This is a genomic window from Pseudomonas sp. AIG (assembly GCF_977020205.1).
In genome coordinates, this window is sequence record NZ_CDROCK010000065.1 from 13,529 (window position 1) to 35,955 (window position 22,427).

The window sequence follows — 22,427 nt, forward strand, 5'->3', positions numbered from 1 at the left end:
ATTTGTCGAGAAGTGTTCCCAAGAGCACCCACTACGAGGTTACTGATCATGGTTGGCATTCATCACGCTCCGTCTCTGTTGAACTGGCTGCTGATTCTGGCCTCGATGCTCAGCGTCGAACTGGCCGGCGCGGCTGTGCGTTGCGAGCGCAATCTGGTGGCCAACGTCGTCGCCTTCGATCAACCGCTGATGTTCAACCGCCTCGGTGCGCAGAATGCCAACGGCATGATGTTCGCCTTGCGCCGCGACGTGGTGGATGAACATGACCAGTCGCTGGCGTACGGCGGCTCAGCGGCGCCGGGCAAAGTCTCGCTGCGTCCGGACAAGCGTCCGCGGCCGCTGGTGTTGCGCGTAGCTGCCGGCGATTGCCTGACGATCAATCTGCAGAACCTGCTCGACTATCAGGCCAACCCGAACAAGCACTTTGAAAACGAGGGCGAGGAAGGGGTCGAAAACGCCAACGGCGCCGAAGCCTTCAAAGTCGATGAGCAGGTCGCGGATCGTCACGTCGGTTTCCAGGTCAACGGCCTGCAAGCGGTGAACAGCATCGATGACATTTCTTCGTTCACCGGGCGTAACGCCAACAGTCTGGTGCCACCGGGTGCCAGCCGTTCCTACACCCTGTACGCCGAGCGCGAGGGCGCGTTTGCCGTCAGCAGCCGTGGCGCAACGTTCGGTGGCGAGGGTGCGGCCGGCAACGTTGCCAATGGCTTGTTCGGTCAGGTCGTCGTGCTGCCCAAGGGCGGTCGCACTTATCGCAATACCCTTACCGAAGAAGAAATGCGCCTGGCCACCACGGGCCGCGCGCCCACCGGCCAACCGATCGTCGACTACCAGGCGCGCTACCCGCAACGCGAACCGTGGTTGCGTGAAGGCAAGGCCGGTACGCCGATCATCAGCATGGTTGACGGCAATGAAATCATTTCCAGCGAAAGCGATGCGATTGTCATGGGCAGCAACGCCGACGGCAGTTTCCCGCCCAGCACCTATCCGCTGGAATCGATGGGCAAACGCAACCCGGCGATCCCCAACCGCCTCGAAGCGTTCCGCGATTTTGCCTCGCAATTCCAGGACGAAACCGCCGCCACCCAAGCGTTCCCCGCGTACTGGGCGGATCCGGTGATGGCCCATGTGCTGGAGCCGACCCGCGACTCGTTCATGATCAACTACGGCTCCGGCGGCATGGGCGCCGAAGTGGTCGCCAACCGCTTGGGCGTAGGGCCGATGCACGATTGCCTGTCCTGCGCCTACGAAGAATTCTTCCTCAGTTCGCACACCGTTGGCGATGTGGCAATGCTGGTGGATGTGCCGGCCAACGCCGGGCTTGAGAACATCGCCCCAGGCCAGACACCGCGCGCCGATCAGATCGGGGTGAAAGCCACCATGGCCCTGTATCCGTCGGAGCCGTCGAACGTCAACCACAGCTACATCGGTGACTTCGTCAAATTCCGCAATACCCACAATGGCCACGAGCAACACATCTTCCACCTGCACGGCCATCAGTGGCTGTTCAACCCCAACGACGACAACTCCGATTATGTCGACGCCCAGGGCATCGGGCCGGGCGCCGGTTATACCTACGAAATCGCCAATGGCGGTTCCGGCAACCGCAACCGCGTGGCCGGCGATGCGATCTATCACTGCCATTTCTATCCGCACTTTGCCCAGGGCATGTGGGCCATGTGGCGGGTGCACGATGTCTTCGAAGAAGGCACTCGACTCGAAGTTTCGCAGCAGGGCGCCGACGGTTACCACAGCGAACCGTTTGCCTTGCGCAGTGGCAAACCGGCGGCCGGTGCACGCGCCTTGCCGGACGGCGAAATCGTTGCCGGCACACCGATTCCGGCGATTGTGCCGCTGCCGGGCAAAGCCATGGCGCCAATGCCGGGCAAAGTCGTGGTGGTGCCAAAAATCGGCGAAACCCTGGTCGCCGGCAATGATGACGACGAAGACGAAGAAGAGGGCGATGACGACGGCGAGCACCACGGCGGCAACGCTGGCGGTCAAGCCATCGGCTCACTGGCGCTGGTTGATCGCAGTGAAGCCAATCGCAATGCCGACGGCAGCCTGAAAAACCCGGGCTATCCGTTCTGGATCGGTGGCATGGAAAGTTCGGTCGGCCAACGTCCGCCAACGCCGCCACTGGACATGCTCGACGCGGCCACCGCGCAAGCGCTCAAGGCCAGCGGCAAAGCGCTGTGGGCCAACCTTGACCCGGCGCAGTCCGGTGGCTGGAATGGCGGCTTGCCGCGTCACGCACTGGATGGCGTCTCGGCCGGAGGCGAAGCGCACACCGTGACCACCTCGCTGGACTTCTCCAAGGAAGTCACCCGCGCCAAACCGATTTACCTGCCGGAAGAAGGCACCGAAGTCGAACAAGCGGCGATGGCCTTCCACGCAAAAAAAGACCATCCAAGTTATGCCTTGCTGCCCGGCAATCAAGTGGTGGCCAAGGCGTTTCGCACCAACGGTGCCTTGCCGATGGCCGGCGCACCGTATTACGAACCGTGCATGGACGATCGGCAAAAACGCCTGACCGCCAGCGCTGGCAGCGGCGAGTTCGCCAGCGGTGAACGTATCGACGGCCTGTCCTTTGTCGGCGCTTCGAGCTTCACCGCCGACCGCCCACGGATCTACAAAGCCGCCAACATCCAGTTCGATGCGGTGTACAACAAGGTCGGTTATCACTTTCCGCAGGCGCGCATTCTGGCGCTGTGGGAAGACGCCTGGCCGGTGATCACCAAGCAGCGTCCGCCAGAGCCGCTGGTGATGCGCATGAACACCTTCGATTGCGTGCAATACCAGCAAACCAACCTGGTGCCGGCCACCTACGAGATGGACGACTACCAAGTGCGCACGCCGACTGACGTGATCGGTCAGCACATCCACTTGCCGAAGTGGGATCTGACCTCGGCGGACGGCTCGTCCAACGGCTGGAACTACGAGGACGGCGTGCTCTCGCCCGGCGCTGTGCAGGAACGTATTCACGCGATCCGCGAGTTCAATCAGTGCGCCAGTACTGACCCGCGCGACGGCACTCAGGCCTGCCCGAAAGCCAAGAACCATCCGTTCTTCGGCCAGTACGGCCGCGCCGATTGGCTCGGTGCGCGCACGGCGATGCAGCGCTGGTTCGTCGATCCGGTGGTCAACGCCAAAGGCGTCGATCGCGGCCTTGGCACGATCTTCACCCACGACCACCTCGGCCCATCGACGCACCAGCAGATTGGTCTGTACGCCACTGTGTTGGCCGAGCCGGCCGGTTCCACCTGGTTCCACGCTGAAACCGGCGAGCCTCTGTACAGCGGCGCGCGTCAGGACGGCGGGCCAACATCGTGGCAGGCGGTGATCAACACCGGCGACCTCGATGGCGACGGCAAGAACGACAGCTTCCGCGAGTTCTTCCTCGAATACAGCGACTTCCAGCACGCCTATGAAGCTGGCGTCTATGTCGGTGCCGGGCCTAACGGTGTGCCGAACGCGCAGGCGTTCCCGGCCACCGCCGACAGCTTCCGCTACGCAATCAACCCGCCAGTGCGCAACAACGCCAGCAACCTGCTTGAGGGTGTGCTGGAAGTGCAGGGCGGTCAGGTCCCGGGCTGCCCGAGCCGGCCATGTCCGCAGGCGATCTCGGTGGATGATCCGGGCATGTTCGTCGTCAACTATCGCAACGAACCGCTGGCCCTGCGCGTGTACGACCCGAACAAGGTCGGCCCGGACGGCAAGCGTGGCATGCAGGCTGACGGCCTCGGTGGCGATCTGTCGTTCGCCATGCAAAGCCGCACCGACCGCGCGATTCCGGCGATGAACCTGGCGCCGAATCTGCTCACCTCGGCCACCGGCCCAACCGGCGGCACCACACTGTTCCCGCCGCACATCAACAAGGGCGGCGCCGAACCTGGCGACCCGTTCACACCGATGCTGCGTACTTACACCGGCGACAACGTGCGGCTGCGGGTGCATGCCGGCGGTCATGAAGAAGAGCACAACGTCACCCTGCACGGTGTGAAATGGCTGCAGAGCGGTTCCGGTTTCGGCAACAGCTCCAACTCCGGTTGGCGTGCGTCGCAGATGATCGGTATTTCCGAGCAGATGGGCTTCATTGCGCCGGTGTCGATGCTGTCCAGTTCGGCGGCGACCACGGGTGATTATCTGTACTCGATGGACGCTTCGATCGAAGGCTACTGGAGCGGTATCTGGGGCGTGATGCGCAACTACACGGCCAAGCGCAATGACCTGTTCGCCATTCCCAACAACCCGAATCCGGCGGGGATGCGCAACACCGTGGCGTTCGAGGGCAGTTGCCCACGGATCAGCGCCAACCCCAATGGCATCGGCACGCGGCCGACGGTACAGCGCAACTACGAAGTGGTCGCGGCACTGGCCAATGACATCCTCGGCAATGCGCTGGGCCTGACCATCGGCGATCCCGAAGGGCTCGGTCAGCATGTCGGCGGGCCGCTGAATCCGGCGGGTGGCACCCTGGTGCTGAACTCGCGCACGGTGAGCATTCCACAAGTCACCGTGACCGATCCGGAGGATGGCGAAACCATCACCATCGGCGGGCAGAGCGGGCCGTTGCATGACCCGACTGCGATTCTGTATGTGCGCAAATCGGACCTTGATCCGCTCAGCGGCAAGCTCAAACCCGGCATCCCGGTCGAACCGCTGGTGCTGCGCGCAGCGGCGGGGGATTGCATCAACATCACCCTGGAAAACCGTCTGCCGAGCGTCATGCCCGACCTGACCCAAACCGCGGTGATGCAAGGCATGGTCAAGCGTGATCGCAACAGCGGTCTGGGCTCGACCACCTTCAGCAACAACCTGATGCGGCCATCCAGCCACGTCGGTCTGCACGCGCAATTGCTGGCGTACGACATCACTAAATCCGACGGCGCCAACGTCGGCGCCAACCCGATCCAGACCGTGCCACCGCGCGTCGGCAACAGCGGCGCGTACCCGACCCGTACCTATCAGTACTACGCCGGGCACTTGGAGCGTGAAGGCAAACCGGTGACGCAACTGGGCCGCAGCGTCGACAACATCAATGCCACGGCGGTCGAGTTCGGCGGTTTGAATTTCACCCCGGCGGACGTGATCAAGCAACCGCAAAAAGGCCTCGGCGGGGCGATGAGCATCCTGCCGATCGGCGCGACCTGGGTCGACGATGCGCGCAAGGTCAACGCCACGGTGACGGCGCCTGGGCAAACCAGCTACCGCGATTTTGCGATGGTCTGGCACAAGGCGTTGAACACCCGTTGGGCCAATGGCCGGCCGGTGGAAGGGATTGCGGCTGAGGGCTTCGGCGTGCCGACCGATCCGCAGGACAACTCGAGCATGGCGATCAACTACAAGACCGAACCGCTGTGGTACCGCTTCGGCCTCGCCCCGGACGCACCGTTCGGGCATGCCGATGGCGCGGGTTATGGCGATATGACCAACGCGCACATGGCTTACAGCAATGCGTTGGTGGGTGGCGATCCGCAGACGCCGGTGCTGTATGCCAAACCGGGGCAGCCGTTCCGTACGCATATTTTGATGCCGAGCGGTGGCAGTCGTGGCACTACGTTCCAGCTCGACGGGCATGTCTGGTCGGTCAATCCGTTCCAGGCCGAGAAGAGCGATGTCGGTGGCTATCCGATGGGCTCGCCGGGCGTCGGCTCGGTGCGCTTCGGCTACAACCCGATGTCGATGTACATCGGCGCCCACGAAAGCGTCCTGCCGGCCGCGCACTTCAGCTTCATGATCCCGAGCGCCGGCGGCAGCAATGCGATACCGGGGGATTACCTGTTCCGCGACTACGCCGCCTACGGCAACACCTCCGGGTTATGGGGACTGCTGCGCGTAACCAACGAACCGGAACCGGCGCCGCAGGGGCAGTAGACACGACGCCAATATCCCCGTGGATGCAAATCCCATGTGGGAGCGGGCTTGCTCGCGAAGAGGTCGGCACAGGCAACAGGTGTGGTGGCTGGCAGATTGCTTTCGCGAGCAGGCTCGCTCCCACAGGGGACAGTGGTTGGCTGTGAGGAAGTGGATGTACGCAAATCCCTTGTGGGAGCGAGCTTGCTCGCGAATGGGGGCAACTCGGTTTGTGAGGGTGAGGCTGATGACGCTTTCGCGAGCAGGCTCGCTCCCACATGGGGGCGGTGTTTTGCCAGGTGAAGAGGTAGGGGAGAGTTAGATGAACAGGATCATCAACATCATTGGTATTTGCACGCTGGCCATGGCCGGTGCGTTGCTGACGCTGAGTGAGATTGCGCTGGCACAAACCGGTGCGGGTCAGACGCTGAAGCGCGACGGCGTGGCGGTGGATTTCAACCTCAAGCCACTGGCCGCCGACGGCAAACTGCGCGAAGGCGAATTCGCCGATGTGCAGTTTCACATCACTGACAGCGCTTCCGGTCAGCCGTTGTCCGGGGTGGCGCCGGGCGCCTGGGTCGATCCGCAAACCCTCGCTGCCGATAAGGCCCAGGGCCGCGACCAGAGCTGCAAAGCCCGGGTCGGGGTGTTCCTCAAATCCAACATCGGCGCGCGGCCGTTGCTCGACCTCAACAGCTATTTCCTGCTGGTGATGAACCGCGACGCCAGCATCGCCGTGGTCGATCCGTCGGTCTCGGTCGGCGGCATCACCAGCACCCTCGCGCGGATCGAACTCAAGCAACCGCCGATGGACTGGGTCACGCCCAAAGACAACAAACGCGTGTTCGTCTCGATGCCGACGGCGGGCGAAGTCGCGGTGATCGACAGTGAACAATTCAAGGTTCTCGATTCGGTCAAAGCCGGCAGCCAACCAGTGCGCGTCGCGCTGCAACCAGACGAACGCCTGCTGTGGGTCGGCAACAACGCCAGCAAAGCCGAAGACTCCGGCGTGACAGTGATCGACAGCCAAAGCCTCAAATCCCTCAAACATTTACAGACCGGTCGCGGCCACCACGAAATCACCTTCAGCAAAGACAGCCGCTTCGCCTTCGTCAGCAACCGCGACGACGGCACCGTCAGCGTGATCGACATCGCCAGCCTGAGCATCGTCGAGCAGATCAAGACCGGTTCGCATCCGCTGTCAGTCGCCTATTCAGCCCTGTCCGGCGCGGTCTACGTGGCCGACGGCAAGGACGGCACCGTCACTGTGATCGACGCCAGCACCCACGCCATCCGCCGGGTGATCAAACTGCAACAAGGCCTCGGCCCCATGGGCTTCAGCGCCGACGGCCGCTTCGGTGTGGTGCTCAACACCTTGGAAAACCGCGCCACGGTTATCGATGCCGCCACCAACAGCGCCATTCATGATCTGGACGTCAGCGCCGAACCCTACCAAGTGGTGTTCACCCAGGCCTATGCCTACATCCGCGGACTCGCTTCACCAAAAGTCACCATGATCAACTTGTCCTCGCTCGGTGAAGGCCGCCAGCCGATCAGCCAGGGTTTCGAAGCCGGCCCGCAAGCGCCGCGCCTGGCCGGCGATTTGCCGCTCGCTTCAAGCCTTGCGGTATCACGCGACGACAACGCGGTGTTCGTGGTCAACCCGGTCGACAACACCACCTATTTCTACGCCGAAGGCATGAACGCGCCGATGTCCGGTTACCCCAACCGTGGCCAGATCGCCCGCGCCGCGATGGTCATCGACCGCAGCCTGCGCGAAGTCTCGCCGGGGTTGTACAGCGCGCGGGTGAAGCTACCGGCAGCGGGGCGCTTCGACGTGGCGTTCCTGCTCAACCAACCGAACATCATTCACTGCTTTACCGCGCAGATCGAAACCAATGGCGCCCTGGTAAAACACCTCGGCCAGCCGAAAGTCGAGTTCCTTCTCGACAAGACTGCCGTGGCGCTCAACGACCCCTACGTCGTGCGTTTCCGCATCGTTCAAGGCAAAGACAAAACCCAGCGCAGCGGCGTCAAAGACGTGCAATTGCGCTACTACCTCGCGCCCACCTCGCACCCCCGCCAAGTGGCGGCGCTGGAAGTCGCCGACGGCGTATACGAAGCGCCGATCACCCTTGACCGCAGCGGCGCCTGGTACCTGCACGTGCGCGCGGCGTCACTGGGCGCCGGTTTCGATGACAAGACCTTTGCCAGTGTTCGGGTAGCCCCCGGCCAGGCCCGTTGAAGAGGAGTTTCGACATGAACCGATTTGCATCCGCTGGCCTGCTGACCCTGTGCCTGTTGAGCCTCGGCATTCAACACGCCAACGCTCATTCGGCAGACGAACACGCCGGGCACACGGCCCCGGCCAGCAACACGCAAGAACACGCCCAGGTGAAATTCGCCAACGTGCCGCTGCTCGACCAGAACGGCAAAACCGTGCGCCTCGAACAAGACCTGGTACAGGGCAAAATCGTCGTCATGAGCTTTATCTACACCAGTTGCACCACGGTGTGCCCGGTGGTCTCGTCGATCATGGGCAAGGTGCAGAAACAGCTCGGCGCGCGCGTCGGCAACGAAGTGCAACTGGTGTCGATCAGCATCGACCCGCAGCGTGACGACCCGAAACGCCTGCAGGATTACGCCCGCACCTTCCAGCGCGGGCCGGGCTGGAGCTGGCTGACGGGTTCGCCGCAGTCGATCAACGAAACCCTCAAAGGCCTCGGCAGTTTCAGCGGCGACTTCAAGAATCACCAACCGTTGATCCTCGTCGGCGACGGCAACAATCGTCACTGGATGCGCTATTACGGCTTCACTGATCCGGCGCTGCTGGCCAAGGAAGTGGAAAAACTCAGCGGCCTGCGCACCCACGCCAAACACACCGCCATCGCCATGGAGCAACAGCCATGAGACTGCTCGACTGGATCTCCCTGACCGTGTGTTTCTGGATCTTCAGTACCGTCGCGTTTGCTCACGAAGGCCATGCCCCCGAAGCCCCGACAACGGTTGCCGCCGCGCCGGCCAAAGGCACCCACGACGCGAAAACCTGGTTCACCGACACGCCATTACAGGATCAAAACGGCGAAACCCTGCGCTTCTACAGCGATGCGCTGCAAAACCGCGTGGTCCTGCTCAACGTCATTTTTACTAGCTGCAACGATGCCTGCCCGCTGATCACCCGCAAGCTCAAGGAAGTCCGCGAGCTGTTGGGTGACAAGGCGCAAGACATCACCTTCATTTCCCTTACCAGTGACCCGCTGCGCGATACGCCGGCGGTGCTCAAGGCTTACACCTTGAAGCAGGGTTCCGATGACCCTCATTGGCTTTTTCTTACCGGCGACAAGGCGCAGATGGACTTGGTATTGAGCCGCATCGGCCAGATCGTGCCGACCCCCGAGCAGCACTCCACGCAGTTGATCGTCGGCGATGTCGCCAATAAACGCTGGAGCAAAATCCGCCCCGACGCCCCGGCCGCCGCCATTGCCCAGCGCTTGCAGTTGCTGACAATGCCCGTGGCCGGCCGCTGAGCCCGCGCCATGAAACGCTGCCGCGTACTCGCCCTGATCCTGCTCGCTGGCGTCAGCCTTGGCGCGGGCGCTGCGCCGCTGACCCCGGAAGAAGCGGCGGGCAAGCGCCTGTACCGCCAAGGCTTGTCGGCCAGTGGCGAGGCGATCATGGCGCGGGTCGGCGCGGCGGATGTGTTGCTGCCGGCGACCAGCCTGCCGTGCGCCAATTGCCACGGCGCCGACGGCCTCGGCCGACCTGAGGGCGGCGTGCGTCCACCCGAGTTGAACTGGGCGCGACTGACCAGCACCTACGGCCAGCAACAGGTCAACGGCCGCAGTTATCCGGCCTACAGCGAAAGCACTCTGGCCACGGCCATTGAGCAGGGCCGCGACCCCGGCCACAACCGCCTCGACCCGAGCATGCCGCGCTTTCTGCTGTCGATGAAGGATCAGCGTAACCTCAGCGCCTATCTCAAACGCCTCGCCGACGAACGTGATCCCGGCCTCGACGCCGAGACCTTGCATCTGGGCACCTTGCTGCCCAGTCAAGGACCACTGGCCGAGGAGGGCATGACCGTTGCGGCGGTGCTCAACGGCAGCGTGGCGCGGATCAATCAGGCCGGCGGCATTCACGGTCGGCAACTGCGTTTGACGGTGATCGATCCCGGCCCGGATCGCGCCAGTGCCGAGCAAGCCTTGCAGCAGTTGATCGAGCAGGAACAAGTGTTCGCGTTGATCGCGCCGCTGGCACCGGCCCTCGACAGCGAACTCGGGCCGCGCCTGGAACAGGCCGGGGTGCCACTGATCGGGCCGATGTCGATCCTCGGCACCCTGCAGGCCAGTCCACAGATTTTCGAGCCGTTGCCGGGATTGCGCGAGCAGTTGATCGCGCTGGCCGATTACGCCACGGCCAGTTTGCGCGTGCTGCAAGGGCCGACGCTGATCGCCTATGCCAATGACCCGATCCAGACGCAAGCCGCGCAAAACCTCGGTCAGTACTTGCAGGAACACGGCTGGCAGAAAGTCCATCTGCAAGCCTATGACCCGGCGGCGGAGGCGCTGCCGTTGGGCTCGCGCTCGGTGTTTTACCTGGGCAATGGCGGCGGCTTCAGTCGTCTGGCGACGCGGCTGCAAAGCGCCGGGCAAGTGCCTTATCTGTTCGCCGCTTCAAGCCAGGTGGCCGGCGATCTGCTGCAAGTCCCCAACGGTTTCACCCGGCGGGTGTTTCTCGCCTATCCATTTGTGCCCAGCGACTGGACTCAGGCCGGGCGCATGGCCCTGACCTTGTTGCGCGAAGGCCAAGGCCTCGGCGCCCAGCACGCGGTGCTGCAAGTCGGTGCCTACGCCTCGATGCTGCTGCTCAGCGAAGGCATGAAACAGGCTGGCCGTGATGCCAGCCGGGAAAAATTGGTGGCGGCGCTGGAAGGCCTGCACGACTTCGACACCGGCCTGACCCCGCGCCTGAGTTTCGGCCCCGGCCGACGCCTGGGTTTGAGCGGCGCGCATGTGGTTACCGTGGATTTGCCCGATCAGCGTTTCTATCTGGTCGCGCCTTATAAACCGATTGTTGCCAGCCCCTGAACGGAGGGCCCGATCATGAAACGCACAACGCTGATCTTGCTGCTGACCTGTTGGCTGCCGCAGGCGTGGGCCAACAACGAACCGGCCGTGGCGCGGGTCAACGGCGAGGAAATCTCCGGGTTTCGCTTCGAGCGTTTCTTCGCCGAATACCTGGAAGATCAGGGCCGCGCGGTAACCAGCATTCGCAGTCCCAAGGCCTATAAGGAACTGCGCCAGGCGGCGTTGCAAATGCTGATCGACAAAGAACTGCTGTGGCAGGAATCGCAGAAGCGTGGCCGACAGATCGACGAGCAAGCGCTGCGTCAGCAGATCGAGAAAACCCGCCTGGCCATCGGCGGCACGGATAAATTTGTCCGTCGCTTGCAGGATGCCGGTTTCGATGAGGCGTCCTTCACCGAGTACACCCGCCGCGAACTGGCGGCGCAGCAGATGTTCGCCGAGTTGATACGGGCCAATACCTTGCAACCCCGCCACCTGTTGATCCGCGTGCCCGCGCAAGCGGATGCAGCCACAGTGGCTCAAGCGCGTCTACGCTTGATGCAAATGCGCGCCTCGATTGTCAGTGGGGCGAGTTTCGCCAGCGATCCGGTGCGCTCACCGTTTGGCTGGCATGTGATTTATTTGCCGAACCACTTGGAGGCCGCCGATGTCCCAGATTTGCAGGGGCTGGATACAGTCAGGGCACAGCTCGCCCGACAGCAACAGACCCAGGCTCGTCGCCAAGTGCTCGCGCAATTACGGGTGCAGAACAGGATCGAACGAATTGACGACGACTGAAGGTTCCCCCCCAATAGTGGGGAATGGCTTCGATGCCCATTCAGGTGCTTCCCCGTTTCTGGGGAACGGGGTACCGGGACGAGCGGGCATTGTCATTAAATTCAAGGACATGAAGACATAAAATTACCGGCACTCAGCCTGGCATGAAGTGTGCGTTACCGATGGTAAGGCGCACTCTCAGGGCGGGGTCATCGGACCTGCTGTTTCAAGGAGTCGACCTTGGTTAACAAAGTACTGGTTGTCGAAGACGAGCAGCTGCTTGCACAGAACCTTCAGGATTATCTGTCGGCGCAGGGGCTGGACGTCGCGATTGCACATGACGGAGCGACGGCTATCGGTTTGGCCGAAACCTTTGCCCCCGACGTGCTGGTGTTCGATTACCGCTTGCCCGATATGGAAGGCTTTGAGGTGCTCGACGCGGTCCGCCAGAACAGGACGTGCCATTTTGTGCTGATAACGGGTCACCCGACCGCTGAAGTCTGTGAGCGGGCGCGGCAACTGGGGGTCAGCCACATCCTGTTCAAACCGTTTCCCTTGGCGGAACTGGCGCGGGCGGTCTGCGACCTTCTTGGGATCAAGCGCGAAGCGAAACCCGGTGCGAGCCCTTCCGAGGGTTTTGTCGAACGACGCCAGAGCAGGACCGAGAGCTTCCCGTTGCAGTTGTACGATGGCAGTTGGGTGTTGGCGGATCGGCGACGACAGTTGCACGCCATGGCACCGGACGACGATCAAATGCTCACCGGGGAGTAATGGCGCGAACAGACGTTCCGGCACTTGCCGCCAAGGTTTGCCGCGCCGACAGGGCTCTAAGCCCCGGTTGGAGAGCAAGCCATGGAACGTCTGTCCGTTGTCGTCGAACCGCTGCTGGCCGAAAGCGCCCCAGAGCGTTTTTCCAGTGAACAGCTTGCCCAAGCCCGGGCGCGGGCCGCCACCTCCGGCGAACGCGTGCTTGAAGCCCTCGGCGTGTTGTGCGAACTGGCAGCGATGCCGTTCATTCACACCCTCGGCGCTACCCTGCATTACCCGATGCTCGACACCGACAGCCTGTTTGCCGCGACGCCGGTGTTCGACCGGGTCACCCTCGCACAATGCCTGAAACGTGAATTCATCCTGCTGCGCCACAACGACGAAGTCATCGGCGTGTTTGCCGACCCCTTTGACCCGGCACGGCTGGCCTGGATCGACGATTGCCTGCACGGCGCGCCGCTGTATCTGGTGCACGCCGATGACCTCAAGGCGTATCTGGCCCGCCACGAAGAAAGCTTCCACGCCGTCGAATCGCTGAACGCCCAGGGCGACACTCACCACGAAATCGACACCCTGCAAAGTCTGTCGCTGACCAGCATCAGCGAAGACGCCAGCAGCGTGGTGAAACTGGTCAACTCGACCCTCTACGACGCGCTGAAAATGCACGCCAGCGACATCCACCTCGGCACCACCGGCAATGGTCTGGTGATCAAGTACCGCATCGACGGCGTGCTCAATAACATCAGCAAAGTCCAGGGGGCGGAGTTCTCCGAACAAGTGATCTCGCGGGTCAAGGTCATGGCCGAACTGGACATCGGCGAGAAACGCGTGCCACAGGACGGCCGCTTCAAGATCGGCATCAGTGGCCGCCAGATCGACTTCCGCGTGTCGATCATGCCGAGCATTTTCGGCGAAGACGCGGTGCTGCGGGTGCTCGACAAACAGGACCTCGCCGACAAGGTCTGCGGTGTGCAGTTGCAGGCGCTGGGCTTTGAAGATGAAACCCTGCGCCAGTTGCGCCGCCTCGCCGCCGAACCCTACGGCATGGTGCTGGTCACCGGCCCGACCGGCAGCGGCAAGACCACCACGCTGTACGCGATGATCACTGAGATCAACCACGGCGTGGACAAGATCATCACCATCGAAGACCCGGTCGAGTATCAATTGCCGGGCGTCCTGCAAATCCCGGTCAACGAGAAAAAAGGCCTGACCTTCGCCCGTGGCTTGCGCTCGATCCTGCGCCACGACCCGGACAAAATCATGGTCGGCGAAATCCGCGACCCCGACACCGCGCAGATCGCCGTGCAGTCGGCGCTGACCGGCCACCTGGTGTTCACCACCATCCACGCCAACAACGTCTTCGACGTGATTGGCCGCTTCACCCAAATGGAAATCGACCCCTACAGCCTGGTTTCGGCGCTCAACGCGATTCTCGCCCAGCGCCTGATCCGGCTGGTGTGCGCCAGTTGCAGCGCGCCGGTCAATCCGAGCGATGAAGAGCTGCGCGCCTCGGGCCTCGATCCGCAGAAAGTCGATCATTACCACTTCGTCCACGGCAAGGGCTGCGGCCATTGCCGGGGCAGCGGTTATCGCGGGCGCACGGCGATTGCCGAGTTGCTGCACCTCGACGACGAGCTGCGCCAGATGATCGTCGAGCGCCAACCGATCAAACAAATCAAAGCTCTGGCCTGCGCCCGTGGTTTGCGCCTGTTGCGCGAATCGGCGCTTGAGCTGGTGGAACAAGGTCGCACCACGCTGGAGGAGATCAATCGTGTCACTTTTATCGCGTGAGCGTTTTGTCGCCGTGCTCGGCGCCAGCGGTGTTGGCCTCGGTCAGCGGCGCGGCAGCGACACCCTGTGGCTGGGCAGCGTCGGTTACATCGACGAAGGCTTCCAGAGCTACGCGGTGGCGCTGGACACCCTCGACCGCCTGCTCGGTGAGCACGCCGGCGCCGGTGCCGAACTGAGCGTGGTCATCTCCGGGCACTTCAGCCGTTTCTGCCTGGTGCCGTGGAGCGCGCAGATCAGTAGTCCGGAAGAACTGCGCGGCTTTGCTCAGTTGTGTTTTGAAGACTTGTTTGGCGCGCCCACCCAACCGTGGAGTCTGGTGCTGTCCGCCGAGCCGGCCGGTTACGACCGCATCGCCAGCGCCTTGCCGCAAGACTTGCTCGAACGCCTGCGCACGCTGGTCAGTGGTCGCGGTTTGCGCCTGCGCTCGGTGCAGCCGTACCTGATGGCGGCGTTCAACCGCTTCGACAAAAGCCTCGATGCCGGCGACTTCCTGTTCGTCGTCGCCGAGCCGCAACGCAGCGTGTTGTTGCTGGCGAGGGAAGGGCGCTGGGCTGGCGTGCGTTCGGTGGGCGGCAGCGACAGCGATGCCGCGTTGAATGCCCTGATCGGTCGCGAACGGCAGCTGCAAGCTTCGACCAGCGAACGCGCCTTCAACGTTTATCTGCATGCGCCGGCGCGCCTCGATGCGCATCCGGACGTGGCGGGCGTGCAACTGCGCACCCTTGAAGACGACTCGATGACCGTGCGTGACGGCTTGTACGTCATGTCCCGGGCGGTGGCCTGAGATGCGCGCCCTGAATCTGGATTTTCAGCCACGGCCGCGTTCCGGCCCGTTGGGTTGGAGTTTGCTCGGCGGCGGCGTGCTGCTGGCGCTGCTGTGCTTCGGCGTGCAACAGCACCTTGACGCGCACACCGAACAGCAACAAGGCCACCTGCAAACCACCCAGCGCCAGCTCACCGGTGACAGCGGTGCCAAGTCCACCCTGAGCCCGGCGCAAACCCGTGAGCAAGCGGCGAACCTCGCCGAGATGCGCAAGGTCTCGCAGCAACTGCGCCGCCCATGGGAACGGCTGTTCGCCATGCTCGAAGCGATGCCACGTGATGACGTCGCACTGCTGAGCCTGACCCCGGATGCGCGCAAAGGTCAGGTACGGATCAGCGCCGAAGCGCGGGATCTGCAAGCGATGCTCGATTTTCACAAACGTCTGGAAGCCAGCGACGAGCTGTCCGACGTCTCGCTGTTGAGCCACGAGATCGTCGTCAAATCGCCGGAACAACCGGTGCAATTCAACCTGTCGGCGACTTGGGAGATAGGCGATGCGAATCCCTAGGCTGATCGTCCACGAATACCTGCAAGGCCTCGGCATTCCGGGCCTGGCCGGGCTGGCGTTGCTGCTGATCGCGGTGGCTTGGGCACTCGGTGGTTTGCTGCCGGGCTGGCAATCGTTGCAGCACTTGAGCCAGCAGACTGAGGAAGCCACCGAGTACCTGGCCAAGGTTGAAGACGGCAGCATCGCGCCACCGGTGGTGCCGCAGCGTCAGCTCGACGACTTCCGCAACAAACTGCCGGCGCAGCCGCAAGCCACCGTCGCCATCGACCGCATCTACGCCCTCGCAGCGCAGGAGCACATCACCCTGGCGCGCGGTGAATATGCCCTCGGCGTCGATCCGAAAACCCATCTGGCGCGCTATCAGATCCTCTTGCCAGTGCGCGGCAGCTACCCGCAACTGCGCCGCTTCGTGCACGCCTTGCTCGGTCAGTTGCCAGCGGTGGTGGTGGAAGACCTTGAGCTGCAACGCAAGAAGATTGGCGACACCGACCTCAATGGCCGGATCCGTATGACCCTTTACCTGTCGAGGTCGTGATGAATACCAAGCGCGTGACAGGGTGGTTAGCGTTCTTCGCTGTGGCGGCCGCGCTGGCGTGGTTGCCGGAATATTTCTCGCCAACCGTGGACGCCGATTCCAACGCAGTAGCCGTCGCCACGCCGGGGAAAACCCGGGGCGCGCTGCCGGCCAGCACCGCCAAGGCCAAAGAGGCACCGATCAGGGACCTGAGCCCGGCCGGCGACCTGTTCGCGGCGAAATCCTGGAAGGCCGCGCCAACCCTGGCCACGGTCACCGAACAAGCGATCAACCCGGCCACAGTGGTGCAAGCCCCGAGCCTGCCACCGGTGCCGTTTCAGTTCGTCGGCAGGCTGCACGACCGCAGCGACCTGCAAGTGTTTTTGCAGAACGGCGAAAAGATCTACGTCGTGCGCAACGGGGATGTGATCGACGACACCTGGAAGATCACCGGCATTTCCGATGTGGAATTGAGCCTGGTTTACCTGCCTTTGCATTTGTCGCAGACCTTGTCTGTGGGGAGTACGCAATGAACCGTTCCCGTTTGCTGATGAGCCTCGGTCTGTGTGCCGGGCTGGCCGCGTGCAGCACTGCGCAGGTGGCCAACAAGGAAGCCGCCGACCTGATTGAACAGGGTCAGTACGAGGCGGGGCTGGCCCGGATCGAAGAAGGCCTGCGTGAGAATCCTCGCGACACCGAATTGCACCTGCTGCTCAACACCGGTCGGGCCAAGGCGATCACGTCGTTGCTGACGGCCGGCGACACCGACCGCGCGCGTCGCGATTTTACCTCGGCGCGCACCGCCTACATGCGTGTGCTGACCATCGAGCCGAACAACCGCCGCGCGCAGGATGCCCTGAAGCAGATGGAATACCTGCGCAGCATGGACGAGAAACTCGAGCTGGCCCGTGGCGACCTGCGTCGCGGCGACATCTACGGCGCTGATCGTCAGGTCAAACAGATCCTCGAACTGGACCCGGCCAATGAAGGTGCGCTGGAGCTGCAAGGCAACATTCGCCTGGTGCAGAGCCGCAACGTGATTGCCTATCCGCAACTGCGCACCAAGCTCGATCGACCAGTGACCCTGGAATTTCGCGACGCCAACCTCAAGACCATTTTCGAAGTGCTGTCGCAGGTTGCCGGGCTGAACTTCATCTTCGACAAAGACCTGCGTCCGGACATGAAAGCGACGATTTTCGTGCGTGACGTGCGCATCGAAGACGCCGTGACCCTGTTGCTGCAACAGAACCAGTTGCACCAGAAAGTGGTGAACGAAAACACCTTGCTGATCTACCCGGATTCGCCGCAGAAAGTGAAGGATTACCAGGAACTGGTGATGCGCACCTTCTACCTGACCAGCATCGATGCCAACACCGCGCTGAACATGGTCAAAACCATGCTCAAGACCCGCGACGTGTTCGTCGACGAACGCCTCAACACCCTGACCATGCGCGACACCGAAGACGCCGTGCGCATGGCCGAGAAACTGCTGCAATCGCAAGACCAGTCCAACCCGGAAGTGGTGCTTGAAGTGGAGGTGATGGAAGTCGCCACCCAGCGCATTCTCGACCTCGGCCTGCAATGGCCGAGCACCTTCGGCGTGGTCAACTCCGATGGTTCACCGGTCACCCTGTTGGGCCAGCTCAAGGGCATCAACTCTGACCGCATCTCCATCGGCCCTTCGCCGCAAGCCAAGATCAACGCGCAGGACAACGACATCAACACCCTCGCAAGTCCGGTGATTCGCGTCAGCAACCGTGAGCAGGCGCGCATTCACATTGGTCAGCGTGTACCGATCATCAGCGCCACCTCGGTGCCGTCGACACAGGGGCCGGTGATCACTGAAAGCGTGACCTATCTGGATGTCGGTCTGAAGCTCGAAGTGACGCCCACTGTGCACCTGAACAACGAAGTGGCGATCAAGATTGCCCTGGAAGTGAGTAACGCCACGCCGCTGGAACCGACCCGCCAAGGCACGATCCCGGTGCAGGTCGATACCCGCAACGCGCAAACCTCGCTGCGCCTGCACGACGGCGAAACGCAGATTCTCGCCGGACTGGTGCGCAACGACCACGGTGCCACCGGCAACAAGATTCCCGGCCTCGGCGACATTCCCGGACTCGGCCGTTTGTTCGGCAGCAACAAAGACACCATCGGCAAATCCGAACTGGTGCTGTCGATCACCCCACGGATCGTGCGCAACCTGCCGTATCAGAGCCCGTCGGACATGGAGTTCTCCACCGGTACCGAAACCAGCATGCACATCCAGGCACCGGATCGTTCGCAGAGCTACGTAATGCCGTCGCCTGCCGCGCAGCCGCGTGCCGTCGGTGAATCGGCCGTGGCCACCACCCGCGTTACTGTCGAGAAGCCTTGATCATGAACGCCTCCCAACGCGGTTTTACCCTGATCGAAGTCGTGGTGACGCTGGCCCTGATCGGCCTGTTGGCGAGCATGGCCGCGCCGCTGACCGAGACCCTGGTGCGGCGTGGCAAGGAGCAGGAATTGCGTAACGCGCTGTATCAGATTCGCGATGGCATCGACGCCTACAAACGCGCGTTCGATGCCGGTTACATCGAGAAGTCGCTGAACAGCAGCGGCTACCCGCCGAACCTGAAAGTACTGGTTGAGGGCGTACGCGATGTGCGCAGCGCCAAAGGTGCCAAGTTCTACTTTTTACGCCGCATCCCGCGTGATCCGCTGGTGCCGGCGAAACGTGATGATGAAGGGGGTTGGGGCGTGCGCGCCTACGACAGTTCGGCTCAGAACCCGCGCGATGGCGAGGACGTCTTTGACGTCTACTCCCACGCCCGGGGCAAGGGCCTCAACGGCATCGCCTACCGCGAGTGGTGAACCTCATGCGCCGGGAAAAAGGTTTTACCTTGCTGGAGTTGATGGTGGTGATGGCGATCATCGCCACGCTGATGACCATCGCGCTGCCGCGCTACTTCAACAGCCTTGAAGCGTCGAAGGAAACCACCTTGCGCCAGAGCCTGTCGGCGATGCGCGAGGCGCTGGATCACTTCTACGGCGACACCGGCCGCTACCCGGATTCCATCGAGCAACTGATCGAACAACGTTACCTGCGCAATACGCCATTGGACCCGATCACCGAACGCAAAGACCAGTGGGTGCTGATCGCGCCACCGGACGGCGTTGCCGGTGGTGTGGCCGACATCAAAAGCGGTGCTACCGGGAGGGCGCGTGATGGCAGCCAGTATTCCGAGTGGTAACCGTGCGCAGCAGGGTGGCTTCACTTACCTGGGCGTGCTGTTTCTGATTGTGGTGATGGGCATGGGCCTGGCCAGTGCCGGCGAGTTGTGGTCGACCGCTTCACGCCGCGACCGTGAACGCCAATTGCTCTGGGTCGGCACCCAATACGCGCAGGCGCTGCGCAGCTACTACCGCAGTTCGCCGGGACTGGCGCAGTACCCGAAAGAGTTGGTCGACCTGCTCGACGATCAGCGTTTTCCAGAAGCGAAACATCATTTGCGTCAGCTTTATCCGGACCCTATCGGTCAGGGTGAATGGGCAGTGCAACGCGGTTTCGATGGACGCATCACCGGCCTCAACAGCCCGTCGACCGAGCTGCCGTTGAAGCAGGCGGACTTCCCGACACAGTGGTCGGATTTCGAAGGCATGCAGCGTTATTCGGACTGGCAGTTCGTCGCCGAAAAAGCCTTTCTTGAGGGCACCAATGGTCCGGCCAAAGGGCAATCGGTTCTGCCGCAGGCGTTGCAGCCATGACCCGCCAATGGTGGTGCGCGCTGATCCTCACTGCTGTGGCGTGCTGCGCCAGCGCCGGTGAAGAAGACGAAATGATGGGCTTCATCGTCGACGACACGATCTCGCACATCGGCCACGACTTTTACTACTCGTTCAGTGAACGCCTGCGCGACACCAGCCCGATGGATTTCAACCTGGTGGTGCGCGAGCGGCCCGACGCGCGCTGGGGCAGCCTGGTGACCGTGGAATATCAGCAACGCCTGGTTTATCGGCGCTTCCTGCCGCCGAACACTGTGGAACTGAAGGACGAGGCCTATGAGGCCGCGGATAGGGTTCGACTGGAGGTTGTCCGGCGCAAGCTGGAAGCCATGTTGCAGGACACCACCGACCTTGAGAAGGACGAACTATGAACAGCACAACGTTCTCACGGCGCAGCGGATTCTGGATCTCGGGGTTGTTGATCGGGCTCGCCAGCGCCGCTGCTGTCCAGGCCACTGAACTGGTCTACACGCCGGTCAACCCGTCGTTCGGCGGCAACCCGTTGAATGGCACCTGGCTGCTCAACAACGCCCAGGCGCAAAACGACTACGACGATCCGGACCTGAAGAAGCGCACCACGGTGGCCGGTACGTCGGCGCTCGAACGCTTCACCAGTCAATTGCAATCGCGGCTGCTGGGGCAACTGCTGGACAACATCTCCACCGGCAACACGGGGAGCCTGTCCACGGACGCTTTTATCGTCAACGTCGTCGACGACTCGGGGGCACTCACCATTGAGGTGACCGACCGAGCGAGCGGTGAAGTTTCGGAAATTCAGGTGAACGGCCTCAACCCATGACGGGCTGACGGTTCCGGGGAGAGTCGGACATGAAAAAGATCATCGCGCTAGGGCTGCTGTTGGCGACATTACAAGGGTGCAGTCTGCGTGAGCCGATGTCGGCCGAGCAGGACACCGAAACCCCGACCCTGACGCCCAGGGCCTCGACCTATTACGACTTGCTGAAGATGCCGCGGCCCAAGGGCCGGTTGATGGCGGTGGTGTACGGCTTCCGTGACCAGACCGGGCAGTACAAGCCGACGCCGGCGAGTTCGTTTTCCACCAGTGTGACCCAGGGTGCGGCGTCGATGTTGATGGACGCGATGCAGGCCAGTGGCTGGTTTGTCGTGCTGGAGCGGGAAGGGCTGCAGAACCTGTTGACAGAGCGGAAGATCATTCGCGCGTCGCAGAAGAAGCCGAATACGCCGGTGAATATCCAGGGTGAGCTGCCGCCCTTGCAGGCGGCGAACATGATGCTTGAGGGCGGGATCATCGCGTATGACACCAATGTGCGTAGCGGTGGGGAAGGGGCGCGGTATCTGGGGATCGATTTGCAGCGTGAGTATCGGGTGGATCAGGTGACCGTGAATTTGCGTGCGGTGGATGTGCGCAGTGGGCAGGTGTTGGCGAATGTGATGACCAGCAAGACGATTTATTCGGTGGCGCGTAGCGCGGGGATTTTCAAGTTTATCGAGTTTAAAAAGTTGCTTGAGGCTGAGGTGGGGTATACGACGAATGAGCCGGCGCAGTTGTGTGTTCTGTCGGCGATTGAGGCGGCGGTGGGGCATATGGTGGCGCAGGGGATTGAGCGGCATTTGTGGCAGGTGGCGGGGGACGCTTCTACGCCCGGGCAGGATGATGTGTTGAATCGGTATTTGACTCAGAACAAGGTTGATCCGGAGGCGGAGTGAACGTGGCGGCCTTCGGGCCGACCAGGTTCTTGCAGAGGTTGGCGGGGCTGATGATATTGAGAATGTCCCCAAAACCTGTGGGAGCTGGCTTGCCAGCGATGGCGGCCTTATAGCCGACCAATCTCTGGCAGATGTACCCAGTTCCAATTGTGGGAGTGAGCTTGCTCGCGAAGGCTTTTTGTCAGGCGTTGGGGTTCTTTCTGGCTGAGTACATATCCATTCCTGCGGCAACGGCCACCTAGGGTTTCGCCCTGACGGCGACTCACTTTTTTTACAAACGCCTAAAAAAAGTAAGCAAAAAAACGCTTGCTCCTGCGTGCGGCCCGCTCGCTGGGGCTCGGGGTTCCTTCGCTCCGGGACCGATCCGGGCGCAGCGTCTACGGTTTGCTTCGCTGCACCTCCTCTCGCTGTGTTTGGCTGCGCCAAACGGTCGCTGCGCTCCCACGCCCGGATCAATCCCTCCACTCAGCCTTCCGACGTCGCCCGTGGATCAAGATCAAAAGCTGCAGCCGAGCTAACGCTCATCCTGTTGAGTGGTGAGAAGCACGGCGTGCTTGGCTTTTGATCTTCGTAGGAGCTGAGCTTGCTCGCGAAGGCGGCCTGACAGCCGCCCAATCTCTTGCTGACAGCACGCGATTCAATTGTAGGAGTGAGCCTGCTCGCGATAGCTATCTCTCAGACACCAGTAGCTATTGCGGATGTACTCAAATCCTTGTGGGAGCTGGCTTGCCAGCGATGGCGATCTATGAGCCGACCAATTCCCGCCGGTTGCTCACATTCACTGTAATTGTATGGACTCGCCCAAGCCGAGCCGTCTGTGCGCCACGGTGGCATTCTTATAGAAGCCAACGACAGCGAGGGCGAGGC

Annotated in this window: 19 protein-coding genes; all 19 read left to right on the forward strand. The window is 62.3% G+C overall.

Annotated features, from left to right (window positions below; all coding sequences use genetic code 11):
• The first annotated feature begins 48 nt into the window (after window positions 1-48).
• The 19 genes from mnxG to ACWR1S_RS27535 all read left to right on the forward strand — a co-directional run bounded on the left by mnxG (window position 49) and on the right by ACWR1S_RS27535 (window position 21,560).
• Complete coding sequence (gene mnxG / locus ACWR1S_RS27445) at window positions 49-5,880, forward strand: manganese-oxidizing multicopper oxidase MnxG (RefSeq protein ID WP_454565696.1); 5,832 nt, start codon at window positions 49-51, stop codon at window positions 5,878-5,880.
• Window positions 5,881-6,181: 301 nt separating this feature from the next.
• Window positions 6,182-8,104 carry a YncE family protein gene (locus ACWR1S_RS27450; protein WP_454565697.1) on the forward strand — a complete coding sequence of 641 codons (1,923 nt, stop codon included), beginning with the start codon at window positions 6,182-6,184 and terminating at the stop codon, window positions 8,102-8,104.
• A 14-nt stretch (window positions 8,105-8,118) separates the two neighbouring features.
• Window positions 8,119-8,769, forward strand: coding sequence for an SCO family protein (locus ACWR1S_RS27455; protein WP_116031129.1), 651 nt, complete (start codon window positions 8,119-8,121; stop codon window positions 8,767-8,769).
• Window positions 8,766-9,386 (forward strand): SCO family protein, encoded by a 621-nt coding sequence (locus ACWR1S_RS27460; RefSeq protein WP_454565698.1) that lies wholly within the window; start codon window positions 8,766-8,768, stop codon window positions 9,384-9,386. Before ACWR1S_RS27455 ends, ACWR1S_RS27460 begins: the two co-directional genes overlap by 4 nt.
• A gap of 9 nt (window positions 9,387-9,395) precedes the next feature.
• Entirely contained in the window at window positions 9,396-10,946 is a 1,551-nt protein-coding gene (locus tag ACWR1S_RS27465) for an ABC transporter substrate-binding protein (RefSeq protein WP_454565699.1), read from the forward strand.
• 15 nt (window positions 10,947-10,961) lie between these two features.
• Complete coding sequence (locus ACWR1S_RS27470) at window positions 10,962-11,723, forward strand: peptidylprolyl isomerase (protein ID WP_454565700.1); 762 nt, start codon at window positions 10,962-10,964, stop codon at window positions 11,721-11,723.
• Window positions 11,724-11,942: 219 nt separating this feature from the next.
• The gene (locus ACWR1S_RS27475) at window positions 11,943-12,473 is read left to right on the forward strand and encodes a response regulator (protein WP_034152602.1); all 531 of its coding nucleotides are present in this window, start codon (window positions 11,943-11,945) and stop codon (window positions 12,471-12,473) included.
• Between the two features lie 81 nt (window positions 12,474-12,554).
• Window positions 12,555-14,261 (forward strand): GspE/PulE family protein, encoded by a 1,707-nt coding sequence (locus tag ACWR1S_RS27480; RefSeq protein ID WP_454565701.1) that lies wholly within the window; start codon window positions 12,555-12,557, stop codon window positions 14,259-14,261.
• On the forward strand, window positions 14,242-15,045 hold the full coding sequence (locus ACWR1S_RS27485) for a hypothetical protein (protein WP_454565702.1): 804 nt from the start codon (window positions 14,242-14,244) through the stop codon (window positions 15,043-15,045). The genes ACWR1S_RS27480 and ACWR1S_RS27485 overlap by 20 nt, the downstream gene beginning before the upstream one ends.
• Before the next feature lies 1 nt (window position 15,046).
• Complete coding sequence (locus ACWR1S_RS27490) at window positions 15,047-15,592, forward strand: PilN domain-containing protein (RefSeq protein WP_454565703.1); 546 nt, start codon at window positions 15,047-15,049, stop codon at window positions 15,590-15,592.
• A complete protein-coding gene (locus ACWR1S_RS27495; RefSeq protein ID WP_454565704.1) occupies window positions 15,579-16,127 on the forward strand; it encodes a GspMb/PilO family protein in 549 nt (182 codons plus the stop codon). Before ACWR1S_RS27490 ends, ACWR1S_RS27495 begins: the two co-directional genes overlap by 14 nt.
• On the forward strand, window positions 16,127-16,639 hold the full coding sequence (locus tag ACWR1S_RS27500; RefSeq protein WP_212622495.1) for a hypothetical protein: 513 nt from the start codon (window positions 16,127-16,129) through the stop codon (window positions 16,637-16,639). The genes ACWR1S_RS27495 and ACWR1S_RS27500 overlap by 1 nt, the downstream gene beginning before the upstream one ends.
• Window positions 16,636-18,483 carry a secretin N-terminal domain-containing protein gene (locus ACWR1S_RS27505; RefSeq protein WP_034152596.1) on the forward strand — a complete coding sequence of 616 codons (1,848 nt, stop codon included), beginning with the start codon at window positions 16,636-16,638 and terminating at the stop codon, window positions 18,481-18,483. The genes ACWR1S_RS27500 and ACWR1S_RS27505 overlap by 4 nt, the downstream gene beginning before the upstream one ends.
• Before the next feature lie 2 nt (window positions 18,484-18,485).
• Window positions 18,486-18,959 carry a type II secretion system protein gene (locus ACWR1S_RS27510; RefSeq protein WP_099758586.1) on the forward strand — a complete coding sequence of 158 codons (474 nt, stop codon included), beginning with the start codon at window positions 18,486-18,488 and terminating at the stop codon, window positions 18,957-18,959.
• Window positions 18,960-18,964: 5 nt separating this feature from the next.
• A complete protein-coding gene (locus tag ACWR1S_RS27515) occupies window positions 18,965-19,339 on the forward strand; it encodes a type II secretion system protein (protein WP_454565705.1) in 375 nt (124 codons plus the stop codon).
• A complete protein-coding gene (locus tag ACWR1S_RS27520; RefSeq protein ID WP_212622492.1) occupies window positions 19,314-19,853 on the forward strand; it encodes a type II secretion system GspH family protein in 540 nt (179 codons plus the stop codon). The genes ACWR1S_RS27515 and ACWR1S_RS27520 overlap by 26 nt, the downstream gene beginning before the upstream one ends.
• Window positions 19,850-20,242: a curli production assembly/transport protein CsgE gene (csgE, locus tag ACWR1S_RS27525; RefSeq protein ID WP_454565706.1), complete on the forward strand. Its 393-nt coding sequence runs from the start codon at window positions 19,850-19,852 to the stop codon at window positions 20,240-20,242. Before ACWR1S_RS27520 ends, csgE begins: the two co-directional genes overlap by 4 nt.
• Window positions 20,239-20,670: a curli assembly protein CsgF gene (locus ACWR1S_RS27530; protein WP_034152593.1), complete on the forward strand. Its 432-nt coding sequence runs from the start codon at window positions 20,239-20,241 to the stop codon at window positions 20,668-20,670. The genes csgE and ACWR1S_RS27530 overlap by 4 nt, the downstream gene beginning before the upstream one ends.
• Window positions 20,671-20,699: 29 nt before the next feature.
• Entirely contained in the window at window positions 20,700-21,560 is an 861-nt protein-coding gene (locus ACWR1S_RS27535; RefSeq protein WP_077572085.1) for a CsgG/HfaB family protein, read from the forward strand.
• Window positions 21,561-22,427: the final 867 nt, after the last annotated feature.